At 37.3% G+C, this 26,151-nt stretch carries 28 protein-coding genes; 6 read left to right on the top strand and 22 right to left on the bottom strand.

Annotated elements, in window-relative coordinates:
- Nucleotides 1-22 precede the first annotated feature (22 nt).
- The 7 genes from ACZ2V4_RS10610 to ACZ2V4_RS10580 form a co-directional block, all read right to left on the bottom strand.
- Complete coding sequence (locus tag ACZ2V4_RS10610; RefSeq protein WP_219493914.1) at nt 23-553, bottom strand: alpha/beta fold hydrolase; 531 nt, start codon at nt 551-553, stop codon at nt 23-25.
- A gap of 64 nt (nt 554-617) precedes the next feature.
- A complete protein-coding gene (locus ACZ2V4_RS10605; protein WP_219493912.1) occupies nt 618-1,628 on the bottom strand; it encodes an inorganic phosphate transporter in 1,011 nt (336 codons plus the stop codon).
- An 11-nt stretch (nt 1,629-1,639) separates the two neighbouring features.
- Nucleotides 1,640-2,257, bottom strand: a complete 618-nt coding sequence (locus ACZ2V4_RS10600) for a DUF47 domain-containing protein (RefSeq protein ID WP_219493910.1) — start codon at nt 2,255-2,257, stop codon at nt 1,640-1,642.
- 217 nt (nt 2,258-2,474) lie between these two features.
- A complete protein-coding gene (locus tag ACZ2V4_RS10595) occupies nt 2,475-3,389 on the bottom strand; it encodes an NAD-dependent epimerase/dehydratase family protein (protein ID WP_219493908.1) in 915 nt (304 codons plus the stop codon).
- A gap of 15 nt (nt 3,390-3,404) precedes the next feature.
- Nucleotides 3,405-4,415 carry an alpha/beta hydrolase gene (locus ACZ2V4_RS10590; RefSeq protein ID WP_219493906.1) on the bottom strand — a complete coding sequence of 337 codons (1,011 nt, stop codon included), beginning with the start codon at nt 4,413-4,415 and terminating at the stop codon, nt 3,405-3,407.
- 76 nt (nt 4,416-4,491) lie between these two features.
- On the bottom strand, nt 4,492-5,592 hold the full coding sequence (locus ACZ2V4_RS10585) for a YkvI family membrane protein (protein WP_490514848.1): 1,101 nt from the start codon (nt 5,590-5,592) through the stop codon (nt 4,492-4,494).
- A 91-nt stretch (nt 5,593-5,683) separates the two neighbouring features.
- Nucleotides 5,684-7,120, bottom strand: coding sequence for a DHA2 family efflux MFS transporter permease subunit (locus ACZ2V4_RS10580; protein ID WP_283722520.1), 1,437 nt, complete (start codon nt 7,118-7,120; stop codon nt 5,684-5,686).
- Nucleotides 7,121-7,284: 164 nt separating this feature from the next.
- Between ACZ2V4_RS10580 and ACZ2V4_RS10575 the strand changes: the two genes are divergently transcribed.
- On the top strand, nt 7,285-7,656 hold the full coding sequence (locus ACZ2V4_RS10575) for a hypothetical protein (RefSeq protein WP_283722519.1): 372 nt from the start codon (nt 7,285-7,287) through the stop codon (nt 7,654-7,656).
- A 24-nt stretch (nt 7,657-7,680) separates the two neighbouring features.
- On the opposite strand, the gene ACZ2V4_RS10570 is transcribed toward ACZ2V4_RS10575, so the two are convergent.
- From ACZ2V4_RS10570 to ACZ2V4_RS10545, 6 genes are all read right to left on the bottom strand, one after another.
- A complete protein-coding gene (locus tag ACZ2V4_RS10570; RefSeq protein WP_099482714.1) occupies nt 7,681-8,178 on the bottom strand; it encodes a hypothetical protein in 498 nt (165 codons plus the stop codon).
- 75 nt (nt 8,179-8,253) lie between these two features.
- Nucleotides 8,254-9,390 carry a DUF418 domain-containing protein gene (locus tag ACZ2V4_RS10565; protein ID WP_490514847.1) on the bottom strand — a complete coding sequence of 379 codons (1,137 nt, stop codon included), beginning with the start codon at nt 9,388-9,390 and terminating at the stop codon, nt 8,254-8,256.
- Nucleotides 9,387-9,719, bottom strand: coding sequence for a zinc ribbon domain-containing protein YjdM (locus ACZ2V4_RS10560; RefSeq protein ID WP_490514846.1), 333 nt, complete (start codon nt 9,717-9,719; stop codon nt 9,387-9,389). The genes ACZ2V4_RS10565 and ACZ2V4_RS10560 overlap by 4 nt, the downstream gene beginning before the upstream one ends.
- Nucleotides 9,720-9,738: 19 nt before the next feature.
- Complete coding sequence (locus ACZ2V4_RS10555) at nt 9,739-10,248, bottom strand: methylated-DNA--[protein]-cysteine S-methyltransferase (protein WP_419895365.1); 510 nt, start codon at nt 10,246-10,248, stop codon at nt 9,739-9,741.
- Nucleotides 10,249-10,253: 5 nt separating this feature from the next.
- A complete protein-coding gene (locus ACZ2V4_RS10550) occupies nt 10,254-10,712 on the bottom strand; it encodes a GNAT family N-acetyltransferase (protein WP_420494190.1) in 459 nt (152 codons plus the stop codon).
- A 113-nt stretch (nt 10,713-10,825) separates the two neighbouring features.
- Nucleotides 10,826-11,488 carry a C40 family peptidase gene (locus tag ACZ2V4_RS10545; RefSeq protein WP_490514845.1) on the bottom strand — a complete coding sequence of 221 codons (663 nt, stop codon included), beginning with the start codon at nt 11,486-11,488 and terminating at the stop codon, nt 10,826-10,828.
- Nucleotides 11,489-11,905: 417 nt separating this feature from the next.
- On the opposite strand from ACZ2V4_RS10545, the gene ACZ2V4_RS10540 reads away from it, so the two are divergent.
- Complete coding sequence (locus ACZ2V4_RS10540) at nt 11,906-13,384, top strand: aldehyde dehydrogenase family protein (RefSeq protein ID WP_490514844.1); 1,479 nt, start codon at nt 11,906-11,908, stop codon at nt 13,382-13,384.
- Nucleotides 13,385-13,703: 319 nt separating this feature from the next.
- Here the strand turns inward: ACZ2V4_RS10540 and ACZ2V4_RS10535 are convergent, their stop codons facing one another.
- From ACZ2V4_RS10535 to ACZ2V4_RS10520, 4 genes are all read right to left on the bottom strand, one after another.
- A complete protein-coding gene (locus tag ACZ2V4_RS10535) occupies nt 13,704-14,618 on the bottom strand; it encodes a nuclease-related domain-containing protein (RefSeq protein ID WP_490514843.1) in 915 nt (304 codons plus the stop codon).
- 155 nt (nt 14,619-14,773) lie between these two features.
- Nucleotides 14,774-15,715: a bile acid:sodium symporter family protein gene (locus ACZ2V4_RS10530; RefSeq protein ID WP_490514842.1), complete on the bottom strand. Its 942-nt coding sequence runs from the start codon at nt 15,713-15,715 to the stop codon at nt 14,774-14,776.
- Nucleotides 15,716-15,884: 169 nt separating this feature from the next.
- Nucleotides 15,885-17,390 (bottom strand): malate dehydrogenase (quinone), encoded by a 1,506-nt coding sequence (gene mqo / locus ACZ2V4_RS10525; RefSeq protein ID WP_256447897.1) that lies wholly within the window; start codon nt 17,388-17,390, stop codon nt 15,885-15,887.
- A 114-nt stretch (nt 17,391-17,504) separates the two neighbouring features.
- Nucleotides 17,505-18,185 carry a class I SAM-dependent methyltransferase gene (locus tag ACZ2V4_RS10520; RefSeq protein ID WP_219493883.1) on the bottom strand — a complete coding sequence of 227 codons (681 nt, stop codon included), beginning with the start codon at nt 18,183-18,185 and terminating at the stop codon, nt 17,505-17,507.
- Nucleotides 18,186-18,273: 88 nt separating this feature from the next.
- Here ACZ2V4_RS10520 and pcp point away from each other — a divergent pair, with 88 nt between their 5' ends.
- Nucleotides 18,274-18,909, top strand: a complete 636-nt coding sequence (gene pcp, locus ACZ2V4_RS10515) for a pyroglutamyl-peptidase I (RefSeq protein WP_419956629.1) — start codon at nt 18,274-18,276, stop codon at nt 18,907-18,909.
- Between the two features lie 57 nt (nt 18,910-18,966).
- On the opposite strand, the gene ACZ2V4_RS10510 is transcribed toward pcp, so the two are convergent.
- Together ACZ2V4_RS10510 and ACZ2V4_RS10505 are read right to left on the bottom strand one after the other, a co-directional pair.
- Nucleotides 18,967-20,280 carry an MBL fold metallo-hydrolase gene (locus tag ACZ2V4_RS10510; protein ID WP_490514841.1) on the bottom strand — a complete coding sequence of 438 codons (1,314 nt, stop codon included), beginning with the start codon at nt 20,278-20,280 and terminating at the stop codon, nt 18,967-18,969.
- A 10-nt stretch (nt 20,281-20,290) separates the two neighbouring features.
- Nucleotides 20,291-22,729: a CoA-disulfide reductase gene (locus tag ACZ2V4_RS10505; RefSeq protein WP_219493872.1), complete on the bottom strand. Its 2,439-nt coding sequence runs from the start codon at nt 22,727-22,729 to the stop codon at nt 20,291-20,293.
- A gap of 149 nt (nt 22,730-22,878) precedes the next feature.
- Between ACZ2V4_RS10505 and ACZ2V4_RS10500 the strand changes: the two genes are divergently transcribed.
- The 3 genes from ACZ2V4_RS10500 to ACZ2V4_RS10490 are packed head-to-tail and all read left to right on the top strand — an operon-like array spanning nt 22,879 to nt 24,181.
- Nucleotides 22,879-23,139 carry a metal-sensitive transcriptional regulator gene (locus ACZ2V4_RS10500; RefSeq protein ID WP_219494804.1) on the top strand — a complete coding sequence of 87 codons (261 nt, stop codon included), beginning with the start codon at nt 22,879-22,881 and terminating at the stop codon, nt 23,137-23,139.
- Nucleotides 23,140-23,144: 5 nt separating this feature from the next.
- A complete protein-coding gene (locus tag ACZ2V4_RS10495; protein ID WP_219493870.1) occupies nt 23,145-23,435 on the top strand; it encodes a rhodanese-like domain-containing protein in 291 nt (96 codons plus the stop codon).
- Nucleotides 23,420-24,181, top strand: coding sequence for a sulfite exporter TauE/SafE family protein (locus tag ACZ2V4_RS10490; RefSeq protein ID WP_219493869.1), 762 nt, complete (start codon nt 23,420-23,422; stop codon nt 24,179-24,181). The genes ACZ2V4_RS10495 and ACZ2V4_RS10490 overlap by 16 nt, the downstream gene beginning before the upstream one ends.
- Nucleotides 24,182-24,220: 39 nt before the next feature.
- Here the strand turns inward: ACZ2V4_RS10490 and dhaM are convergent, their stop codons facing one another.
- The 3 genes from dhaM to dhaK are packed head-to-tail and all read right to left on the bottom strand — an operon-like array spanning nt 24,221 to nt 26,137.
- Nucleotides 24,221-24,583, bottom strand: coding sequence for a dihydroxyacetone kinase phosphoryl donor subunit DhaM (gene dhaM / locus ACZ2V4_RS10485; RefSeq protein ID WP_308316964.1), 363 nt, complete (start codon nt 24,581-24,583; stop codon nt 24,221-24,223).
- Nucleotides 24,583-25,161, bottom strand: a complete 579-nt coding sequence (gene dhaL, locus ACZ2V4_RS10480; protein WP_219493867.1) for a dihydroxyacetone kinase subunit DhaL — start codon at nt 25,159-25,161, stop codon at nt 24,583-24,585. Before dhaL ends, dhaM begins: the two co-directional genes overlap by 1 nt.
- Nucleotides 25,162-25,171: 10 nt before the next feature.
- Nucleotides 25,172-26,137 (bottom strand): dihydroxyacetone kinase subunit DhaK, encoded by a 966-nt coding sequence (dhaK, locus tag ACZ2V4_RS10475; protein ID WP_219493866.1) that lies wholly within the window; start codon nt 26,135-26,137, stop codon nt 25,172-25,174.
- Between the last annotated feature and the right edge of the window lie 14 nt (nt 26,138-26,151).

The following is a 26,151-nucleotide window of genomic DNA, read 5'->3' as shown; positions in this document are numbered from 1 at the left end:
TTATTTATCTTTATTCCTCTAATTAAAGTAATTGATTCAATTCATCTATACCATCATGAAATTCGTGCTGCCCGAATTGTTTTGTAATGATATTCATTTGTGGAAATTGTTGTTGCCAGCACATTTGGTGTTTGATGTCTACACGATCATCATCAACAGACTGAATGTGCGTAATGGGTACATCGATATAGTCCTCTGCATCTTCTCTTAACTTATTCTGCTCATCGCTAAACTTGTCATCGCAGCCAAACAAAGGGGACCCGATAAGAATCACTTGTTTAATTTTTTGTGTCACTTGATTTTCAGTTAAGTACTTCATAATTACAGTGCCACCGAACGAGTGCCCAATTAAGGTGACAGGTTCATGATCATCAATTTCATTCAAACTTTCAATGAATGGTTCCACCCATAATTCATAGACCTGTCCCTTGTCTCTTGGATAGCGGTGCTTATGCCACACGTACTCACCTTGCGGAATCGTTCTCAGCAAAGGATTACTACCACTCTCTTTTGTTTGTTCACTTGCACTATGTACAAATACTATATGTTCCATCCTTATCCCTCCTAAAAAAATTCGGATAAACTGTTAACAGTTTACCCGAATATGTATGATTTAATTAAAAAATATGTGTAATGAAGTTAACAACAAAATAGATAATCGCTGCAATGATGGCTGAAATCGGCAATGTAATCACCCATGTAATAATCATACGCTGTGCTGTCGTCCACTTCACGCCTTTAACACGGTGACTTGATCCCACACCTAGAATTGAAGAGGATACAACGTGCGTTGTGGATACAGGTAGATGAAAATGTGTTGCTCCAAAGATGATAAATGCAGATGATAAGTCTGCTGCAACACCGTTGGCTGGACGAATCTTCATGATATTACCACCAACTGTTTTAATAATCTTCCATCCTCCTACTGCTGTACCTAATCCCATCGCTGCTGCACATGAAAGCTGTACCCATGTCTGAGGTTCAGTACTTCCGGTCTGCATCCCGGCTGAGATTAATGCCATCGTAATAATACCCATCGCTTTTTGCGCATCATTAGACCCGTGTGCAAAAGCTTGCGCTGCTGCTGTGAAAATCTGCAGGAATCTGAAATTACGATTTGTTTTCGTTAAGTTTGCATTCTTAAATACTGTTTTAATAATTGTATACATGATATAACCAACGATAAATGCAAGTAATGGTGAAATCAATAACCCTACAATAATCTTCGTAAATCCTGCATATTCCAGAATTCCAAAACCACCTGATGCAATTGCAGCGCCTGCAATTGATCCAATCAATGTATGTGACGACGAACTCGGAATCCCAAAATACCATGTGATTAAGTTCCATGTAATCGCACTGATTAATGCCGCAAGGATGACCACTTGACCGTTTTGTAACGTAAATGGGTCTACAATATCTTTCGTAACCGTCTTCGCTACCCCATGAAAAAGAATTGCTCCTACAAAGTTCAGTACAGCTGCCATCAATATCGCATGACGAGGCTTCAAAGCTTTCGTTGAGACTGCAGTTGCAATTGCATTCGCCGTATCGTGAAAACCGTTGATAAAATCAAAAGCTAACGCGAAGAACACAATCGCAAATGTAAAAATAATAATCGGTTCCATAAAAATGCTCCTTAACTATTCTTCATAATGATAGATTCAAGTATATTCGCAACTGCCTGGCATTTATCAGCAATATCCTCTAAAGACTGATAAATATCTTTTACTTTCATCACAGTTAACGGATCCGTTTCTACAGATAAGATATGTTTAATTGACTGTCTTAAAATACCGTCACAGTTTGTTTCATGTTCCTTAATATTAATCGAATGTACGCGCACATGGGATAACTTCTTCTCAGCAACGAGCGTCACTGCAATCTTAATTTCTTTTGCGCATCCTTGAATGTTCTGAACAAATTCAGCCATATACTCATCTGAGTATTCAATTGAATACATTTCAAACATTGCTGATGTTTCTTCCATAGCATCCATAACATCATCAATTGCATTTGAAAGAGCAAGAATATCTTCACGTTCAATCGGTGTGATGAATGTTTGATTTAAATCTGAAATCATTTGGTGCATCAGTTCATCACCATTTGTTTCATAGGCTTTAATTGTATCCGCATATTTCTTTAAATCAAACGCATTGTGAAATGTCATGTCACCAAATGCTACAGCAGCACGATCTAGATTCTCTGCCATCGCTTCTAATTGAACCGCAAATTTATCTTTCTTCTTATTAAACATGATATTGCCTCCTAATATTTTCACCATAGTTCTCTACATCGCTATTTTAAAGGAAATTGTTAACTTTTAATAGCGTTTTGTTAAAAATGTATTAAGTCTGTAAAGTAAGCGTATGCAAACCGTTGATATAATAAACCTTCTTTACATTCTTTACAAAAATGTAATATAAAAATGTAAATGAACCTCCAAAAAAACGACTGTATTATACAGCCGTTTGTTACTTTGTATACTGTTTTTCTATACCATTTGCTTTATCTTCCTGAAAGCGAGCAATACGCATCTCAACATCAAAGATTTTCATTGAAAGATGATACACCGGTAATTGTATCAATATATAGATGAGCCATGGTATCGTAGGTTCGTAATCATGAAGTGCAATGATAAGGGTGTCAGTGTGCTTCAATCTTCTAAACTCCATACGTGCACGACTTGTTAGTGTATTTTTGTATAATGCACCGTCTGTTATCTTATAAACCATTCTGTTTTCATCACTTTTTCCTTCATCCTCAGATAACGTAAGTACATGCTTGCCCGCTGCATAAATCGTATATACATTATCTTGACGTTTTACGTTAATAATATTAAAGGCCATATCACTCAACCAATTAAAATAATGATGACTCAAGTCAGCTATCGACCAGTTTGACGGCATCAACGTACGTTGAATACTTCTCACATCATTGATTTCTGAACTCTGTGTTTGTGCAACAATCCCTTTACGTTTAACTGATGTGACTGAGGCATGAACCGGTGTTTTGTAGCTACGCAGAATATTCAATGTTTCTTGATCTTCTGTTGTACCAGATACATAGAAAATTGCTTTCAATTGTGCAATCTCTGCAGCACGTGCAAAATTATCTGCACTGATAGCATTGATATCACGAAACTTTGTATCGTTCATTCTGCTGGAACGTTTATTGGGATCAATAAAGTATATTCCAAAATCTACGTGGGCCATCGCATCAATACAGTCATTCAAAGAGAACATATCGCCAGTAAGCCAGGTGACGCCTTCTAATGGTTCGCTCGGATATTTACTCATCGCATAAATATCATACTGTGCTGCCAATTGACTTGATATATATTTACCAATATATCCTGTTGCGCCTGTGAGTAATACTTTATCTTTCAAGGTGCATTCCTCCTGTTATTTCGTTTTCGTTGTAAGCGGTTCTTCTTCTAACGTATTGTACAATGCTTGATCAGTAAACGTGCTCAGAAACTTAATCACTTTATCATATGTTATTTGAGATTCCTTTAGATTCATATGAAATTGATATTGATGTCTTAATCGATGTGAGCCATCAAAAAATGAGGTCGAATTCGGTACTTTATTTTCTTGCAACACTTTGACCAGTTCTATTGCCTGACTTTCAAATGGGTCTGCATCTCCTACTGTCAGAAATGTTGGAGGGTACTTTCCTGTTACTTGCTGCGTAATAGACATCTGATCAATCTGTTTAAACTCGCGCTCCCAATATTTTTCTCCAGTATAGCTTTCCATAAAATCTTCAATTCGTGGAAATTTTGTTGCTCTTACCGTATTCATATCATATAATCCACCAAATAATATTACCCCTTTAATATCGTCCGGGGCAAAGACCGCTTCTTCCTGCATTTCTTTTCTTAATAATTCATTCGTTTGAATTGCTGCAAACTGCGCTGCAATTTGTGCTCCTGCTGAATCTCCGCCAATAATAATTTGATTAAAATCAATCGGAAGATGGAATGTATTACGCTTCATAAACTGTGCAGCTTGCTTTTCCTGAATTAAAGGTACGGGATATTTATGGGCAGGTGCAAGCGCATAGTTCATATTTGCAATAATAAAGCCCCGCTCTGCAATACGTGCAAGATAGGCATTTTTATGTTTTTTATCACCTGCGATATATCCCCCGCCATGTGTCCATATAATAAGCGGTAATTTGTCTCCTGATTTAATTTTCTTCGGCATAATAATATCCATTTGTGAGTTTGGTGCATCTTTGCCATATTGGACGTCAGAAATCAGCTTAACATTCATTGCCACACCAAGTTCATCGAATACCGTATCATGATTTAATGCGGGATTTTCTTTTTTATACCATCCAAATATTAATGCAAACGCCATCACAGTTAAAGCAACTAAAATTATAATTAATAAGTATCTTTTCTTCATTGTTATTCCCTTCAATCTACGCTAATTGTAACATTATTATCCGTCGATATAAATAAAAGCCGGGAACACACAACGCTTACGCGATGTGATTTTTCCCTGCCTTTTTACGCTTAATATATTTAAGTAATAGTCCTAGGCATAGTAATAACCCTACATAGCCCATTATTGGGTAAACTGTTCCTACAAGCTCTACAAAGCCAACAAAACTTAAAGCATAACCAATAACCATCGATACGATGAGCAATATAATATACTGCTTTGAATAAGGTGTTGTCAGGCGTGCTGTAAACGAATACATTAAACCGACAATCGTATTATACATTACCATCAGCATAATAATGCTTAATGCTATACCAAGCACCGGATGAATCATACGTCCTAACACTAAAGTTGGAATCGCTGAGTCTTGAACTAATTCCAGTTCACTCAGTAAGCCAGAGTTTACCATCAATAATAGTACAAGTAATGTAATCCCACCGATAAAGGCACCACGGCCTGCAATATGTTTCTTCGAGGCATCGCTACCAATTGCAGCTAACATACTATAGCCAGTAGCAAATGCTAAGCCACCATAGTTTAAGCCGGAGAACCACCAAAGTGAACTTTCTGGAAGAAACTTCGATTTAAATGGCTGCTTTGAAGGATCGATGTATTTATCTACTTCGCTTAATGGCACATGCCCTTTAAAGAAGAAATAAACTGCAATAATTGTTACAACGACAATCAAGAATGGCGTTACAACTCCAAGTGCTCTGACAATCTTGTTAAAGTCCATCAGCAACGTACCTACTACAGCAATAATCATAAGTAACGAACCTAACCATATCGGTATCCCAAAGCTTTCATGAAACGCACTCCCTGATCCTGCGACCATGATCACCGATATTGCATATAAGAAAAACACTAAAATATAGTCAATGATTTTACCAAATTTTTCACCAAAAAGGTATGTAATCGTTGGTTCATGGCTGTCTACATCTAATCCATAACCAACCTTACTGATCTGACGGCCAAAGAACGTCAACATAATTCCAGAAATAAGTATAGCAAAATAGCTGTAAATACCATAATTCGTGAAAAATTTCAAAACTTCCTGACCTGTTGAAAAGCCGGCACCTACAATAACACCCACGTAAGCTGCACCGATTTTCATTGATTCTATATTACCTTTAGACATCCAACCTCTCCCTTAATATAATAAAAGACGTGCTATGAATATTTCACAACATGTCTTTATTACCCGATATTAAAAGTCATAAACGTTAAATTTAATTTTGTTCTTCAGGCAGTCCGAATGTCTCACCTTCAGGTGCCTTAGAACGTGTAACAAATAATGCCGTAATAAACCCTATGACTGTAAGGGCTATTGCAAACCAATAAGCGTGATGTACGCCATACGTCAGTGCTGCTTGAGTCTGTGAATGGGTAGGATTACTTATTCCTTCTAATGCTTGTTGCTGACCATGCGTCATTATACTTACAAAGACCGAAATCCCCATTGCACCGGCAATCGGCTGTATCATGTTACCGATTGCTGTGCCATGTGGATACAAATGCTTTGGTAACTGATTGATTGCATTCGTATGACTTGGCATCATAATCATCGAAATAGATACCATGAGTACCATATAAACAATGATAAATATATATAGTGGTATTCCTGGGTGAATCGTCGAGTAGAATATCATGACGAGCATCAGAACAAACATGCCCGGAATGATCATCTTACGTGGACCAATCTTATCAAATATTCGTCCCATAACTGGACTCATCGCGCCATTTAATAAAGCACCAGGCAACAGTATCATTCCTGCAACTTTGGCACTGAATCCCATCGGCCCTTGTAAGTACATCGGCATCACAATCTCAGAAGCGAACATCGCCATCACAACAACGACAAAGATAAACATCCCTTTACTATAGTTGCTATACTTAAAAACGGACATATCAAGTAGTGGTGATGTCAGATGGTTCTGACGGACAATAAAGATTACCAGGGAAATAAGTCCACTAAGAATCGGTAAGAATACCGCTTTATTGCTAAATCCACCTTCTATATTTCCGACAGAACTAAAGCCATATATAATACCTGCAACACCTATTGTTGATAAGACAACACTGAATATATCGACTTTCGGTTTCGTCACTTCGCCGACATTATCCAGATATTTAAACGCAAATCCGATTGAAAATAAAACGAATGGTACGACCGCAAAAAACAACCATCTCCATCCTAATGTATCAACGATTACACCAGAAAGGGTCGGCCCAATTGCAGGTGCAAACATCATAACAAGGCCGAAATTACCCATAACTTTCCCACGTTCATGCGGCGGGAATAATAGCAGCATCGCATTCATAATAACAGGTATCAACAATCCTGTACCTGCCGCCTGAATCATCCTTCCTGCCAGCAGCATAGGGAAATTGATTGCACACCCTGCTACCAATGTTCCAATAAGGAAGACGGACATCAATCCTATAAATAATTGTCGCGTCGTAAACCACTGAATTATAGTAGCAGATAATGGCATCAGCACCCCCATGATAAGCATAAATCCAGTAGCAAGCCACTGAACAGTCGGTGCATCGACATGAAAGACTGTCATAATCTTTGTCAAGGCGATATTCAGTAAGGTTTCATTTAAAAAGGTAAAGAATGCGCCAATTAAAAATGTAATCATGATTATAGTAGATTTTTTCATATTTCCTCCAAAACAATAGTTGTCTATACATCTTATAGCACGTTTCACGTAAAAACAATATCTCTTGAAATTTATTTTATATGCTTTATGTTATAAAGGATAATTATTTGCATTTCTCAATACTTTATTTCATTATGAAACTAACTTAATAAAAGGAGCTTATTATGGAACTTAACAAACAAATCTTACAGACATTTGTACGCGAAGCACATGTACGTGATTTTGAAAGTCATTCTGAAGAACCTACTGTAATGCATCGAATAGATTATGAAATAAGCCAGGAAGATCCGCATATGTTTGATTTTAAACTCACCTTTATGTTTGGTCATTTCGGCACACAGGTTGATGGAGTCATAGAATCTACATTACTGATTCAAGCTGATTCCGAAATTAATATATTACAAGAAATTCAAGCAAATGAAACCATGTTCGCACTTCCATTGTACGCAAAAGCATCGGCACTCGTTACAAAGCTATCCGAAGACAGAGGACACTTTCCAATAATCGTTCCAATAGAGATATGGCTTGAACAATAAAAATACGCCTGGCATCTAATATGTCTAGGCGTTTTTATAGTGATTAAAGTCTTTAATATCAATAACAACTTGATCTAATTGCTTAGCGGCTTTTTTCATCAATTTTCTCGCGACCTGATTATTCGAATCAATAGATAATATCTGCTGAGCTGTATCAAATGCTTCTCTGTCAGAAAGCACTGGATTCGGTACAGTGTACAAGAAAAGCAACTGTAACAAATTCTTGATTTCTTTAGAATCAGTCATATATACAGCACGTTCAGCATGATAATATGCACTATGAAAAGCTCCATTAACTTCACAAAGCGGATAGACAAGTAACAAGAAAGCTAAGTCATGGAGTTCTACTGTCTCCTCTTTTTTCATCTGTTCTAATATAAATGTATAGTACATCACAGATTCACTTTTATGACATGCACTAATAAATATTTCTTCAAACTCTAGAAAGTCTGTCTGATTCATTATATCTTCAGCAATATGAAAATTTCCGCTAAGTATGGATTCAGCTAAGCGTTCCTGTATATTATGCATTTGATACACCACCTTTTCGATTAGCATTGTACCATAATATCACCTTATTTCCTATCGCTTAAGCCTTCATTTTAAGTATGTAATTTTCCTCCATACCCATTCTAATGGTCCATATTTATGTCTTTTCATATAATATGTAGCAATGACCAGTTCAAAAATTATAATACACAGTGCGATCATGAATACTTGATACAGATCCAGCTTCGCATATAAACGTAGCACATAAAATATGATGAACATACAGATACTCTGCAATATATATAATGAGAAACTCATCTTACCCGCATAGTAAAATGGCTGCATCACCTTATAGAACTGTTTATTATCTGTAAGCAGGACAACTACGATAAAATAACAAACTGCTACTAATGTACCGCCATAGAATATAAACGACTGAGCTGCATACATATCCAGATGTGCATAGATGACATAATATTTAATCAGTAATCCTAGGGTAAGGGATACTGCTGCCGTTATCATCATCATACGTTTATGTTTAAGTATAGCGCCAATCATATCAGCACGCATCGCATACATTCCAAATAAGATAAAAGGCAGAACCGATAATCCATAACCAAATATCCCTGTTAAACTTAATGCCGTGAAATTCTCCAGAAAGAATTGCTGGTTCAGTGCGAGTATTTGACTGAAGTCTCCGCTTTGCATCACTTGTATCCAGCGCTGTGCAGCATTGCTGGAAGATGCAGAAGGAATTGCATCTGGTGAGAGTATTACAGTAATGATCACCATCAAATTTATCAGCAGAAAAATGACAGATATCATGAGCGCAACAATCAGACTGACGATATTCGGCATAAGTAAGAAGAGGATTGCAATCATGCCGAGCACTGCATATACATTTAATATATCCCCATAAAAGATCAGTAATCCATGAATGTAGCCAAACGCAAGTAGTGCGAATACCCTTCTATACAATACCGGGATAAAATTCCCACCGCGCTGCTTAATATTTGTTGCCATAATGGCGAGGCCAAACCCAAATAAAAATGAAAAAATAGGATAGAATGAATTGTGCACGAATAACATATCAAGGTAATACAGCATTCTATCTAAAGGCAGCTGAAAGTGATCTAGAGGATTTGTAAAAACTTCATTCATATGAAAACCAACGATATTCATAAATAAAATCCCCATGACACTGATTCCACGCATAATATCGATACTTTCTATACGTTTTGTCATAATTTTTTTACGAACTCACTTTTAAGGCTCATTTGACCAAATCCATCTATCTTACAGTCGATATCATGTCCATTATCAGGATCAACTAGTGTAATGTTCTTTACCTTCGTTCCTTGTTTAATCACAGAGGAGCTTCCTTTAACCTTTAAGTCTTTAATTACTGTTACACTGTCCCCATCACTTAAAATATTACCGTTCGCATCTCTTACGATTATCTCTTCAATGATTTCTTGCTGCGGCCACTCATGTGCACACATTGGACATACATAGTTTAAACCATCTTCATAAGTATATTCTGAATTACATTTGGGACATGCTGGTATTGTCATTAGCTTACTCCTTTAATTTTTATAATTGTATTTTCTCTATATTTAATAATTTATCCTTCAAATCTAAACCACCACTAAATCCTGTCAACGTTCCATCCTTGCCGATAACACGGTGACAAGGCACAACGATCATCACGGGATTTGCACCAATAGCACCTCCTACCGCACGGACAGCTTTCATATTACCTGATTGCAATGCAATATCGCTATACGATCGTGTTTCACCGTATGGAATCGTAAGCAGGGTCTGCCATACCGACTTTTGAAAGTCTGTCCCTGCAAGATTAAGCGGCCATTCTAACTGCTGCTTCTTGCCCGCAAAATAAAGATTCAGCTCTTCAATATAATGCGTATGATACTGGTCAGCTTCATAGCCAGTAACTTTTGTCGCTTGACTGAAGAAACGTTCAATATGGCGATTGACATATTCATGTGTATGTTCGTTCGCTAAATAAATGACACCGCATTCATCAGAAGCTATAATAAATTCGATATCCTGCACGAGAAAACAACTTATATAAACTTTCAAATCATTCATCCTTCCAGTTGTGTATCTATTGCATAAGGTTTACGCGCCATATCTATATGGGGGATTAGATCTTCAAAATAAATATCAGATACTGGTGATAGATTAAAACTGCTATAGAAATCCTTTAGATGAGCTTGTGCACTTAAGGAAATATTTTTATCCGGATAATTATCTTTTATATAATCAAGTCCTTTTTGGATAAGTGTTCTCGCTAATCCTCTACCACGAAACTGTGGATTCACAATTACTCTACCCAGTTTCACCGTTTGTCCGTCAACGATAATTCTAGCATATGCCGCTATCTTATCATCTTCTTTAGTGAAGTAATGGATGCAAGTTAAATCTCTTTCATCAATATCTGGATAAAAGCATTGCTGTTCAACTACAAATGTATCTACTCTAAGTTTAAAGATCTGAAAAATTTCATCGTGTGTTAATGCTTCAAATTTCTTATATTCCCACAATTATATCGCCTCCCGCACCATATTTATTTGATTGTAATATACGACATAGAATTAATAAAGTTAAATATAAAAAAGGCACAGTGCAACTGCACTGTGCCTTAACGCGTTTAATCTTAGAAACGGTAGTATCCGTCTACATGTCCACTAACATAGCTTACTGAACGTTGTCCGATACCTTCAGAAGGATTTAATGCATCTACCATTTGTCCTCCACCGATATATACACCAACGTGGCTGTAGTTATTGAAGAATACTAAGTCACCTGGTTGTGGTGCTGACACTTGTGTACCTACTGCAGCTTGTGCATAAGTAGTACGAGGAATTGATTTCCCCATTGCTGCTAATACTTGTTGTGCAAATGATGAACAATCTACTGCTGAAGCAGAGTTCGCACCATATACATAAGATTTACCAACTGCAACACTTAATGCTACTGATGCAACATTTCCGCTAACTGCCGTTGTTGCAGGAGCTTTCTTCACTTCTGAAGTTGTAGAAGTTTGTGACACTACAGGTGCTGCTGTTTGTGCAACTGTTTGTGTAGCTGTTTGTGTAGCTGTTTGTGCAACTACTGAAGTAGGTGCGTCGTAGTTATAAGTATAAGTGTATGAACCATCATTATTATATGTATAGTTATATGCACTTGAATCAATTGAACTTACTGAAGATGAAGTTTGAGCAACATCTGTTCTACCGTACGCCGATGCATCAGCTTGAGTTGTACCTAATGTCGATAATGTTGCAAGTGTTGTTAAAGTTAATGCTGTCTTTTTCATATTTAAAATTCCTCCGTGTAATATAATCGTTATATTAAAATAGTTTTAGATTAGTTTTTAATTTTTACTGCGCTCTTGAGCACTGAAAATACTATATCACGTTTAAACATGATTTTGAGCATTGTTAATGATTTGTTACTTAAGTGATATATTTTATATATAGCTGTAATAAATTCATCTCCTTAATAAATATTGTCGTATCAATGATTGTAACTAATATTTGAAAATAGTAATTGTAAGTATTATCCAAAAATATTACAGCATTGAAATATAATATTTGAGAAAATCGATCTATTTGTTGTATATACAGAGTATTTGCAAAATCTTCTGAATATATAAGCAATTCTATTGCTTATGAAGAGCGTACAGATGTACAATAAATAGGAGCAATACGATTTTACTATTAGGAGGAAGATCATGAGTAACTTATTAAAAGAACAATATGGATTATTTATTAATGGTGAATTTAAAGATAGTGTTGCAGGAGAAACCTTAGATGTAACAAATCCAGCCACAGGAGAAGTATTAGCTAAGATTGCAAAAGCAACAGAAGAAGATGTAGATGTAGCTGTGAAATCAGCTGAGGAAGCTTTTAAAACATGGCGCCACACTTCTCACAACGAAAAAGCAAAACTATTAAATCAAATTGCAGACAAAATGGAAGAACATCGTGAAGAACTTGCTAAAATTGAATCATTAAATAGTGGTAAAGCCATACGTGAATCATTAAATATTGATATTCCAATGGCAATTGAACATTTCCGATATTTTGCAGGTGTCATACTTGCTGATGAAGGAACAAATAAAGAAGTAGATGCAGATGTCATCAGTATTATTAAACACGAACCAATCGGTGTAGTAGGTGCAGTTGTTGCATGGAACTTCCCAATGCTACTGGCTTCTTGGAAGTTAGCACCTGCGCTTGCTGCTGGTAATGCCGTTGTTATTCAACCATCATCATCAACACCGTTATCATTACTGAAGTTTGCTGAAATTGTTCAGGACATCTTACCTAAAGGGGTATTAAATGTTTTAACAGGTAAAGGTTCGGAGTCAGGTAACGCAATCTTCAATCATGAAGATGTAGCAAAAGTATCATTTACAGGTTCTACTGAAGTCGGTTACGGTGTTGCAGAAGCTGCAGCAAAGCGTATCGTTCCAGCGACTTTAGAGCTTGGAGGTAAAAGTGCGAACATTATCTTCGATGATGCAAATATTGAGCAAGCAATTGAAGGTGCACAACTCGGTATTTTATTTAACCAAGGAGAAGTTTGTTCAGCAGGTAGCCGACTATATGTTCAAGAAGGTATCTATGATGAGTTTGTAGCCAAACTTAAAGATGCTTTTGAAAAAGTACGTGTAGGTGACCCTATGGATGAAAATAATCATTATGGTTCACAAACAGGACAGGCACAAATCGATAAGATTGAAGAATATATCGAAATTGCTAAACAAGAAGGACTTAATATCGTTACTGGTGGAAAACGCTTAATGGATAATGGACGTGATAAAGGATTCTTCTTCCCACCGACAATCGTTGAATTTGAAGATAACAAATCACGTTTAGTTCAAGAAGAAATCTTTGGGCCAGTCGTATTGGTATCTAAATTTAAAACAAAAGAAGAAGTTATCGAGAAAGCGAATGATTCAGAATATGGTTTAGCTGGCGGTATCTTCACAGCAAACTTAAATGATGCATTGCAAGTTGCTAATGCAATAGACACTGGTCGAATCTGGATCAACACATACAACCAGATTCCAGCAGGATCTCCATTCGGTGGTTACAAGAAATCAGGTATCGGACGCGAAACTTACAAAGATACGTTACGTCACTACCAACAAGTAAAAAATATTTATATCGATTACTCAGATAAAGCCAAAGGTATCTATCAGTAATACGCTGAATGATATGATGCACACCTCATCCATTGTGGATGAGGTGTTTTTTAGGTCTTGTAATATACTTTCGCCTGATTACTAGCGAGATGGCTCGTGTTTTTAATTTACGGGTCATCTTGATTCACTTCCACTCGTCTCGCTCCTCATCTTGGCTCATGTTTATTTTTATGAGCCATCTTGCTTCATTTCCTCTCACCTCGGTCCTAATCTTGGCCCATGTTTTATTTTTATGAGCCATCTTGATCCAGATTGCTTCTTTCCATCTTCATCTTGGCCCATGTTTTTAATTTACGGGCCATCTTGCAATCAAATCTATCTAAATATTAATTTGTTCACCTTTCTTATAGTAAGTACCTCTGTAATGTGAATGTTTATAGAAATGCTGATTCATCAATCTCGTTACCGTACGATTTGATAAACCAGTAAAATCTACAATATCTTTTCTTTTCACTTTATCCTTACCAAACAAAGCTAATACTTCGTAAGCTTGTAATACTGCATTTTCGTTTTTCAATTTATTTCCGCAACTACATTTAAAATAAGTCTTCCTTCGAATTCTGCTCATCTCCATCTTCCTGCATTTCGGGCAGCGCAGGCCTAACTTTAAATCTTCAAGATTGTAATAATGAATTCGGTTGTCAACACCTTCATTGTCATGAAGCTTTATAAGTGCATCTGCGAAGTTGATCATTTGCTGTGTGATTCCTTTACATGACTTTAAGTAATTAAACACTGGTTCAAGTTCGTGCGAGAACATTACACAGTCTTTTCCACTAAAGCCTGTTAAATTGAAATCTTCATTGATAAATATAATTTTACTGATCAGTTTTTGAGGCATCTCGTACTTTGCAATGAGCTGTTTTAAATAGGAATCTGCATTGTCTAACTGTATAAAGATATCTTTATCCGTCTTACCTTGTTCACTCATTAACCGGTTGTTCTGATAACGATAATTACCACTATAATTTTTGATATCAAAGTGCAATATGTTATTTGCCGTAATAATAATGAAATCGAATTGCACGCGTACAGGTTTCATGATATTGACATCCCATATTATGATATATTCTCCTTCTAGATGTTCAATCATTTCAAAGAACCTGAGCTCACCTTCAAAGCCTTTCTTATATTTCACAAATTTATAATAGTCGTCTAGCTCCATATGTACTCGATTTTCTAATTCATATAAATACGCTTGTACTGTACTCGGTTTGTGAACCTTTTTTATCAAAAATATCACCTCAAATTCAATATAATACGTAATTTTTTTCAACGCAAATCGAGTAAAATCAAAGCTTCTGCAGTTTTTCAATTATTTCCTGCAAAAATAAAAAGAATCGCAGTATTTTCTGCAATTCTTTAATAATTCCGTCGAAAAATTAAATTTTAGTTTTCTCCAGGACGTCTCTTTTCTAGCTGTGTGCTGACGATACTTGCAAATAACTGTTGAAACAGCATACCAAAAGCCACTGGCATTGCAACCTTTGGTGGAAAGTATGTTGTTGCAACTATGACACCGGTAGAGATATTTCTCATCCCCCCTAAAAAAGTCATCGACACATGACGTGCATAGCTATGCTGCATAAAGTAACTAGATCCTACTGCAATGATGTAACCTATAACCACGATAACAAATACAACCGCAATAATCTTCAGTAACTCAAGATTCATATCTTTCACATAAGGACCAATCGCGCTTCCGTTAATCAATACAATAAGGAAAAGTGCCATTTTAGAAAATGGACTTAAACGATTGCCGATCCAGTCCGGAAACTTACCCTTTGTGAGTTCGTTCAAGAGTATCCCAATGATTGTAGGTACAACAATCATGAATATCAATCCAATAACGAGACTGAGTGTATCAATCTCAACTGTCGTCCCGGACACCAGATGTAGCACGAAAGGGATGATGACTGGTGCTAATAATGTGTCCAGCAATATCACAGCGATGCCAAGTGCGACATCTCCTCTACCAATACTTATCCAGATCAGACTTGTAACGCCTGTCGGGACGGTCATAAGCATAACAAACCCAATCACTAACAGTTGATCATCAAACAACGTCGTTGCAATCACATAACTGATGGCGGGCATGACAACGTGCAATATGAACATACAATACAGAATTGTACCCTTCGCTTCCAGAAATATACGAAGGTCTCTGAATTTCATACGGATGCTGCCACTAAATGTCATAAAGGCAAAAATATAGGGCACAATAAATATAAGGTGCTTCAAATACCCATCAAAGATAACGCCACATAATAAAGACAATAGCGTCAATACAGCGATGTACTTCTGTAATACAATGTTTATACGTTCAAGCATAGGCCATCCTTCTTTTCTTAATATTATATTTAAAATATCATAATGCATGCGATTGACATAATGATTAAGCTAGTCATGAATTATGATGCTGCAAGTACAATAAAACCCGAACAATGCTTATGAGCATCGTTCGAGTCATATATCAAACTAAATTATAAGTCATCTATCATTACTTCTCTTTCAATCCTAAAGCACTCGCTGTCTGTTTGTTAATTTCTTTAAACAGTTCAGGGTGTTCTGCTAACTTCTTACCGTATGATGGAATCATCTCTTTTATCTTTGGTTCAAATTCTGTCATACGCTCACCGAAACATTCATTAATTACACGTAGCATAACATGGACTGCAGTTGAAGCCCCAGGTGATGCTCCTAGTAAGGCTGCGATACTACCATCCTCACTTGTAATCACTTCCGTACCAAATTGGAGCGTTCCTTTGCCGCCATCTTCAGTTTCTTTAATAACTTGAACACGTTGTCCTGCGACAACAATCTCCCAGTCTTCAGATTTCGCATTCGGTACGAATTCACGTAATTCTTCCATACGTGCTTCATGATTCTGCATAACTTGGGAAATTAAGTACTGCGTTAATTTCATCTCTTTCGCACCTGCTGAAAGCATATTCGTAATATTGCCTGGTGTTACAGATTCAATTAAATCTGTATAACGCCCTGTTTTTAAGAACTTTGGAGAGAATCCAGCATATGGTCCAAAGAGTAATGCACGTTCACCGTCTATATAACGTGTGTCTAGATGCGGCACTGACATTGGGGGTGCACCTACTTTTGCTTTACCGTAAACTTTTGCAAGATGCTGTTCAACAATTGATGGGTCTTTACATACTAAGAATAATCCACTCACCGGGAAGCCACCTACCCCTTTAGCCTCAGGAATCTTTGTCTTCTGTAATAATGGTAAAGCGTATCCTCCAGCACCAATAAACACGAATTTCGCACTATGGACTTCAGTTGTCTTATGATTTTGATCATAGACTTTAACATCCCAGCTGTCATTGTCATTTCTCTTAATATCTTTCACTGTATGATTATAATGAATAACTGCACCATCATAACTTGTCATAATATCGAACAGGTCATTTGTTAATGCGCCGAAGTTAACGTCCGTACCTGCTTCCATACGTGTAATTGCAATCTTTTCATTCGGATTACGGCCTTCCATCATCAACGGAACCCATTCACGCATCTTGTCATGGTCTTCCGTAAGTTCCATCCCTTCAAATAACGGATTATCAGATAAAGCTTTAAGACGACGTTTCAAGAAATCTACATTCTGCTCACCTTCCACAAAGCTTAAGTGCGGTACGGGCATGATAAAGTTGCCAGGATCCTTTAATTTGCCTTGCTGTGCTAAGTACGCCCATAACTGTTTAGATAACTGAAACTGTTCATTAACACCACTCGCTTTTGTAATATCAATATTACCGTCCTCATCTTCTGTCGTATAATTCAGTTCACACAGTGCTGAATGTCCTGTCCCCGCATTATTCCAGGCGTTAGAGCTTTCGAGTCCTGAAGCTCCTAGCTTTTCAAACACTTTAATATTAATTGATGGATCAAGTTCTTTTAACAATACACCGAGTGTCGCGCTCATAATGCCGCCACCGATCAAGATTACATCTGTTTCTTTAAATTTACGTTTCATTATCTCTGCCCCCATTTTTGATAAAATACAATACCTCTATTATAGACCTTTTTTTGTCATTTGTAATACTCGCATCGCATTTAATCTAAAAAAATGTAACCGGATACAAGAAATTATAATACTACAGTTCTATTTTTTATTTATAAATCCTACAGTAATCCATCCACCAGCAATTGTATTTCTTAATTCCTCCTCCTTTTCTAATGTAAACATCGATTCCTCTGCATCATAAGCAACAAATAAACATGCTGATTTCTGAAATACATGGTCAGGTCGCATCGCAACTAAATCATCCAGCGACTTAAAATGTGCATGTGCATATACTTTACCTTGATTAAATTCTGGACTCATATAAAGTTCACCATATTGACTTTCACGATTTACAGTTGCTATCACAATCTTACCACCCGGCTTTACCACTTTACTGATTGACTGATAGACGTTTTCAGGTTGTTCAATAAAATCAAAAACCCCCATAGAAAAAGCAGCATCAAAATAATTTTCCGGGAAATCAATATGATTTGCATCCATAACATGCACTTCTGCGTCAAGCTTTAGATGGTCAATTTTTTGCTGTGCTATCGCTGTCATATGTTCAGAAATATCAATTCCAACCATCTTGATACCTTGCTCTGCAAACTTCGTGATATATAGCCCTGTACCACTGCCGATTTCCAGGATACGCATGCCAGGTTTTAGATCAAGCATGTTGAGTAGATCTCTTGTTTCCACTTCATAGATATATCTACCTTTTTTAGTTTCAAAGAAAGCGTCATATTTATTAGCCTGATAAGCATTGAATGTCGTCATTTCATTACCTCCCATTATCGTTACTTATATTATACATCTGTTCAATTTATGTATAAAATAGTAATAACAAAAAGAGAGGATGATTCTATTGAGACGTGTTATTGTAACAGGATTCGATGCATTCGGTGATGCAACCATCAATCCATCATTCGAAGCAGTCCAAGGACTCCCGGATACTATAATGGGCGCAGAGATTATAAAACAACAATTGCCAACAGTATTCCAACAAGGTGCTGAACAATTAAAGGCAACCATCATGAAGAACTTTCCTGATATTGTCATCTGCGTGGGTCAAGCAGGTGGACGTGATAAAATAACTATAGAACAAGTCGCAATCAATCTGATCGAAGCGCGTATACCGGATAATGCGGGTGTTCAACCTTCAGGTATACCTATTCATGAAGACGGGGACAATGCATATTTTTCAAATTTACCTGTTAAAGCGATTGTTAAAAGTATACAGGACCATGAGATCCCTGCTGAAGTTTCTTATAGCGCAGGAACGTTTGTATGCAATGAACTCATGTATCAATTGTTATACATGATACAAAACGAATTCCCTTCAATTCGTGGTGGCTTTATCCATGTTCCTTTCGCACCTGAACAAACAGATACACATCCCTCAATGCCAATTGCAACAGTTACAGAAGCATTGCATCTTGCAATTGAAGCAGCACTCACATATCAAGAAGATATCCAGTACACTACTGGACGTATCCATTAAATGAAGCACACCCCTAAAGTTGAACCTTAGGGGTGTGCTTCAGATATGTCATCTTTTTTATTTTACAGCAGCATAGCCGCCACTCACATTGATTATATTCGTATATCCTTCATTTTCTAGAATACTCATCGCAATCGCGCTTCTAACACCTGACTGACAATGCACATATATTGTTTCATCTTTTGCAAATGGAATAGATGCTTGCTGCAGTTTGCCATAATGAACATGTGCAGCACCGTCGAAATGTCCTTCATCCCATTCCTTTTTCGTACGCATGTCCAGTATATTGATATCATCCTTATTCAGCTGTTTAAATGTTTCTGGTTCGATTGTTTGATATGCAGTTCCATCAACGACATTAACATAAGTATGAACATCGTCAAAGCCTATCATCTTCAAATCATACGCTGCTTGTTGCACTTCATCAAATTCTCCAACAAGCTGTAATGGGCGACTGTAATCTAAATACCATCCTGCAAATGATAGAAACTTCTTATTGTATGGTACATTGATTCCTTCTGACATATTCTTTGCATAGATTTCTTTTGCTCTTAGGTCTATCGCTTGTTCTGTAATAGTCTCTACTGGTGTTACAATATTGTGATGCATAAGCGCTACACCATCACGATTTATACGCTTCATCTCAGCAAAGTAATACGGTGGTTCCGGCTGATCGCTCGTTAATGCTTTGACGAATGCATCCTCATCTTCAATCTGGAACGCCCATCCATTTGCACGTTCATAGCCGAGTGTCGTCATCGGTACAGCGCCTAAGGATTTACCACATGCACTGCCTGCCCCATGACCTGGCCATATTTGAATGAAATCTGGAAGGTCATTCATCTTCTTCAGTGACTCAAACATCTGTCTTGCGCCTATTTCTGTCGTATCTTTAATACCAGCCGCTTCTTCTAATAAGTCGGGACGTCCAACATCACCGACAAAGATGAAGTCTCCTGTAAATAAGCCCATCGGTACATCCATTCCATTATCATAGAGTAAGAAACTAACACTTTCAGGAGTATGCCCTGGGGTATGCATGACTTCAAGTTTCACATTCCCTACTTTAATGGCATCTCCTTCATGAATAATGTCTGCTTCAATATCTTGATACGTCCAGTCAAGACCGCCATGCCCCGATACAAAGCCTCGTGCTCCCATATTGATGACTTCTCTTATACCTGACGCAAAGTCTGCATGGATATGTGTTTCAGTCACATGCGTAATGCGTAATCCTTCTTGTTCTGCTGTCTCTATATAAGGTGTAACATCACGTAGCGGATCAATGACAATTGCTTCTCCTGTTTTTTGACATCCTACTAAATAAGAATACTGTGCAAGTTGTTCGTTAAAAAATTGTTTAAAATACATAATATGCCTCCTAAATAAATAAGTTTAAGTTTGATTGTTCTGTATCACCAAGATATGTTGCAACGCCGCCGTATTCAACGCCATCGATCAACTCTTCTTTTGTCACTGCCATAATATCCATGCTCATCGTACATGCAACCATCTTAATACCCATAGATTGGGCTTTTTCGATCATTGTTTCTAAAGAATCTACTTTCTTCTTGTTCATTACGTGACGAATCATACGTGCACCTGCTCCACCCATATTCATCTTAGATATCGGGAGTTTTCCCGCATGTTTCGGCATCATCTTGCTGAACATTTTATCGAGCCCTTCTTTTGCAACAGTCACACCAGGTTTCTTAATCACATTAAGGCCCCAGAACGTGAAGAACATCGTCACTTCCTTACCATATGATGCTGCACCTGTTGCAATAATAAATGATGCTAACGCTTTATCAAGATCGCCACTGAATACAACCATCGTTGCACCATTCTTCGTCTCAACAAGCTGATGTCCTTCTCTGTCGTCCATCACGTTAATCGGTAAGTCAGCACCTTTTTGTACTACTGCAACGACTTTTCCATCCTTCATTTCATTACTGATCATTGTATTTCCTGTATTCTTAGCCCAAGCTTCGATATCTGTACAGAAACCGAAATCCGTCACATGAATCTCAAGCTGCTCTCCGTCTTTCATTTCATCCATGTTTTCTTTTACTTTTAGAATAGGGCCAGGACACTGTAGTCCACTTGCTTCAATAATACGTCTATCATCTTTTTTCATCGGCTGCTCCTTCTTAGTACGTTCTTTAATGTGTATCTGCTCTTTTTCATTCACTTCCGGTGTATTTACCGTTTCATGCATCGCTTTATAATGTTTAAATCCACCGTCAAGATTGACGACATCGAACCCATTATTCTGTAATATACGCGCTGCATTATAGCCACGCTGACCGACTTGACAGAAGATGGCTACTGGTTCATTTATATCAAGTTCATCCAGACGATCGCGCAGCGTGCCAAGTGGAATATTCTTCGCACTGCCAATAGTACCCATGTCGTATTCAATCGGTTCACGTACATCTATCAATTGATTAAAATTTTCAATTTCATCGTATTGAACCATCTTCATCTCATCATCCAGTACGTTTTGTGCGATATAACCCACCATGTTAACCGGATCTTTTGCTGATGAAAATGGTGGTGCATATGCAATTTCAATTTGAGCGAGGCTTCTGATATCCTGGTTAAATGTCATTGCACTCGCAATCAAATCGATACGTTTATCCACACCTTTTCGTCCTACAATCTGCGTACCATAAATTTCGCCTTCAGGACTAAACAGCGCCTTGATCGTCATCGGCTCAGCACCTGGATAATATGTCGCATTTGATTGTCCAGATACATGAATAATATGATAATCAAGTCCCTGCATCTTCAATGTACGTTCATTAAGTCCTGTGCTTGCTGCAGTGAGATCAAATACTTTCGCAATTGCCGTACCGATTGGTTTCATCTTTTCTATCACCTTTCCATTAAGGTGATCAGCAAGAAGACGTCCTTGACGATTCGCAATCCACGCAAGCGGGATATGTACATCCTGCTGTGAAATCTTATGTGTAATCTCAGCAACATCACCAATAGCATATATATCTTTTATTGATGTTTCAAAGACATCATTTGTCTTGATAGCACCTTTAACCCTCGTCTCAATCCCTGCTTCTTGAGCAATTGCAGACTCTGGAATGACCCCTATAGCCATAATAACCATATCACTTTGAATGACTTCCCCATTTTCTGCAATGACATTATGTTCATTAATTTCTTTAATAGAAGTCTTTAACTTTAAATGGACACCGCGCTGCACCATATGTGTTTCTAATAATTTAGTCATATCTTTATCCATGCCCGGCATCACTTGATCACCTAACTCAAACAGGGTTACATCAATTCCTAATGCATGTAAATTCTCAGCCATCTCTAATCCAATAAATCCTCCACCAACGACAGACGCTGTTTTAACATTGTGCTCATTTATGTAAGATTTTATTTTATCCATATCCGGAATATTTCTTAGAGTAAAGACATGGCTTTGTTTTGCACCTTCAATCGGTACTTCAATCGCACGCGCTCCCATCGATAGAATAAGGACATCATAAGATGCTTCTTCAACCCCATGCTCTGTTTTAAGTACGACTGTTTTATTATCAGAATTAATCTGAGTGGCTTCCGTATTCGTTCTGACATTAATATTCATACGGTTATTCATCAGTTCAGGTGTTTGAATTAATAATTTATCTCTATCTTTTATCTCATCACCGATATAATAAGGCAATCCACAGTTTGCAAATGATACATGCGGACCTCTTTCAATAATCGTTATTTCATCTTGTTCATTTAATCGTCTCAAACGTGCTGCTACAGATGCGCCACCTGCAACACCACCTATAATCATAATCTTTCTCATATTGTTTCCTCCTCGTTTCATACCTATGGGGGTATCATACAATGAACAATATTCATTTGTCAAATACCTATGGGGGTATTTTTTAATTGACACAGATACCTAGAGGGGTATATAGTATGGATATCAATAAATTAGAAAGAAGGATCATTATGAAATACGATAAAAATCAGATCAATCGTCTAAAGCGTCTGCAAGGACAATTAAATGGCGTCCTGAAGATGATGGAAGAAAACAAAGATTGCAAAGATGTCGTAACACAGCTTAGTGCTTCCCGAAGTGGGATTGAACGATTAATCGGCGTCATTGTAAGTGAGAATTTAGCAGAATGTGTAAAAGAGAACGTAAAAAATAATACGGATACTGACAATTTTGTAAAAGAAGCAGTAAATCTACTAATAAAAAGCAGGTAATGCATATGAATACAATTACAGTAAAAAGTTTAAAACAACTATTAGAACAAAATGCCGAAGTACTGTTAATCGATGTTAGAGAAATTGATGAATTTGAAGCAGGACATATTGAAGATGCTAAAAATATTCCATTATCTGAACTGGATCAGCATGTAAGTGACTTTAATAAAGACGATGACTACATTATTATTTGCCGTTCAGGTAACCGAAGTGGTATGGCATGTGACTATTTGGAACAGTTTGATATTAAGACGACAAATGTCCAAGGCGGCATGATCGAATGGGCACGTCTTTAATCTTAATTCTCTCTTTAATTGGAGCATTTGGTGCATTTATATCAGGACTTGTCGGAATCGGGGGAGCTATTGTAATTTATCCGATGCTGCTATTTATTCCACCAATATTCGGATATAAGATAACACCAGAAATTGCATCCGGACTCACGGCAGCACAAGTATTCTTTAGTACGATGAGCGGCGGCATGAGTCAGCGGCATAACCCTGACCTCAATAAAGGGATCATTGTACCAATGGGAGCTGGTATATTCCTTGGAAGTTTAATCGGCGCATATAGTGCTTCAATATTTGATGAATCATTAATCAATATCGTCTATACATTTTTAGCAATAGTTGCCGTATTTTTAATGTTTGTCAAAGTAAAGCCAGAGAATGAGTGCACACACTTCAATAAAATCGCACTATTTATCACAGCACTTACGATAGGGATACTCTCTGGAATCGTCGGTGCAGGGGGCGCATTCATTATTGTTCCTGTATTGCTTGCAATTTTTAAAGCACCTTTCAGAAGTGTAGTTGCGAGTAGCATTGTGATTGCATTTATCTCATCCATTGGCACATTTCTCATGAAGTCGATGACAGGTCAAATTGATTTTGTAATGATGATTCCTTTAGTCATTGCAAGTTTGTTATTTGCGCCTATCGGAACGAAAGTATCAAAGAGGACGAACCAGCAATTATTAAGAGTAATACTCGCACTATTGATTGCCCTTGCTGCAATTAAGATGATAATAAATATGATATAAAAAAGCGTGAAATTGGCACACCACCAATTTCGCGCTTTTTTATTTTTCTTTAAAGTTGTTACTTAAGCTTTCCAGTATTTCTTTATAGCCTTTACCAATCTTACTTTCTACACTTGCTAGAAATGCACCTTCAACAATCGGATAATGTGCAATATGGATATTACTATAGTCATTCATTTCTAAGGCCATCTCTATATTCATCTTACTAGATCCGATGTCATAAAAGCAAAGTGCTTCTCCTTCGACACTATCAAACATTTGCATAATATCATCTATAGACGTACCAATCTCTCCATCTATACCTCCAGTAACCTTTACAACAACATCTTGTGCCATTTGTTCAAGCAAAGCTTTAACCCCTTTAGCAATAGCTTCACTGTGACTTACAATTAATATTTCCATTATCTCACTCCCGAAAGTAAGGCATCTAACACCCATACACTACTCTGTGCACCAGGATCAATTGTACCTACCGACTGTTCTTTAAAATAAGCTGCTCGACCTTTTGTCGCCATCATATCCTTCGTTTCTTCTGCATACTGCTGTAATGCTTCAATCGATGGGATATTACCTTGATTCAATGCATCACTAACTTTACTGATCACATCATACATCGTCTTTTCTCCACCTGAAACTTGACCACGGCTTGCAACCGCATCTTTAAAAGCTTCAATAAGCTTACTAACATTGTCACGGCTAATTTCTTCTTCAGCAACTTGTGACATCTTTACAAATGAGAAACCATACAACGGACCTGACGCCCCACCGACAACACTCATCAGTGTCATACCACAATTTTTCAAGACTTCACTGATCGTATCACCTGACAACTTTTCATCGACTGCTTTAAATCCTCGGAGCATATTCACACCATGATCGCCATCACCGATTTCACGGTCTAAGTTTGTAAGCAATATTTCATTTTCTTCAAATACTTTATATAATGCCTTTAAATTTACTGAAAGTTCTTGTGCATTCATCCAACCACTCCTACAAAAAATATTTGCTTTTAGTATTTGCACTTAATGCTTCAATCAATGCTTCATCTGATTTGACTACTGTAATCGAAAATCCTTGCATATCTAATGCTGTCATATAGTCACCTACAAGAAATTTAGTAATTGATTTGTTTTTTGATTTAAAATATTCATCTAAGTAATGCGCGGCTACCGAAAGCTCACTTAGCGGTGTACCTCCCATGCCATTAAGCATTACTACTGCGTCATCAAACTCTAAATTCGCTTCTATTTCAGTCATCAGCCTTTCGATAACCTTATCAATTGGTTCAATCTTTTCACGATAAATTCCTTTCTCACCATGAATCCCAATACCAATCTCCATTTCGTCATCTGCCAGGTCAAATCCATATCGACCTGTTGTAGGGACCATACAAGGCTTAATCGCCATTCCGATGGTTGCAATATTCGGAAGTAATGCTTCAACTTTTGATTTAATTTCTTCTAATGATAACCCTTGTTCAGCATAATAACCTGCAACTTTGTGAACGATGACCGTACCTGCCACACCGCGGCGTTGCTCTTTATTCTCAATTACAACATCATCACGTACAATCACGCGATCAACCTTTATTCCTTCCATTTCAGCAAGTTCCATCGCCATCTCAAAATTCATGACATCTCCGGCATAATTTTTAATAATCAGTAATACACCCGCATCTGTTGCAACTGATTTAATGGCTTCAAGAACTTTATCCGGTGTTGGAGAAGTAAATACCTCACCGCAAACTGCTGCATCTAGCATGCCCTCAGCAACATAACCAGCATGTGCCGGCTCATGGCCACTACCACCGCCTGATACAAGTGCAACTTTTCCTATCTTCTTTTCTTTACGTACAATAATAGAATCTGCAACCACTTCATGAGATTCATCAGTAAGAGCCATTCCTTTTAACATATCTGATACAAACGATGTCTTTTCTTTAAGTAATTTTTTCAAAATTAACGCCTCCT

Source organism: Macrococcus sp. CoH-51_TC_04, from assembly GCF_058188655.1.
Note: the sequence above shows the minus strand (reverse complement) of the source record. Positions and strands in the feature narration are given on the sequence as shown.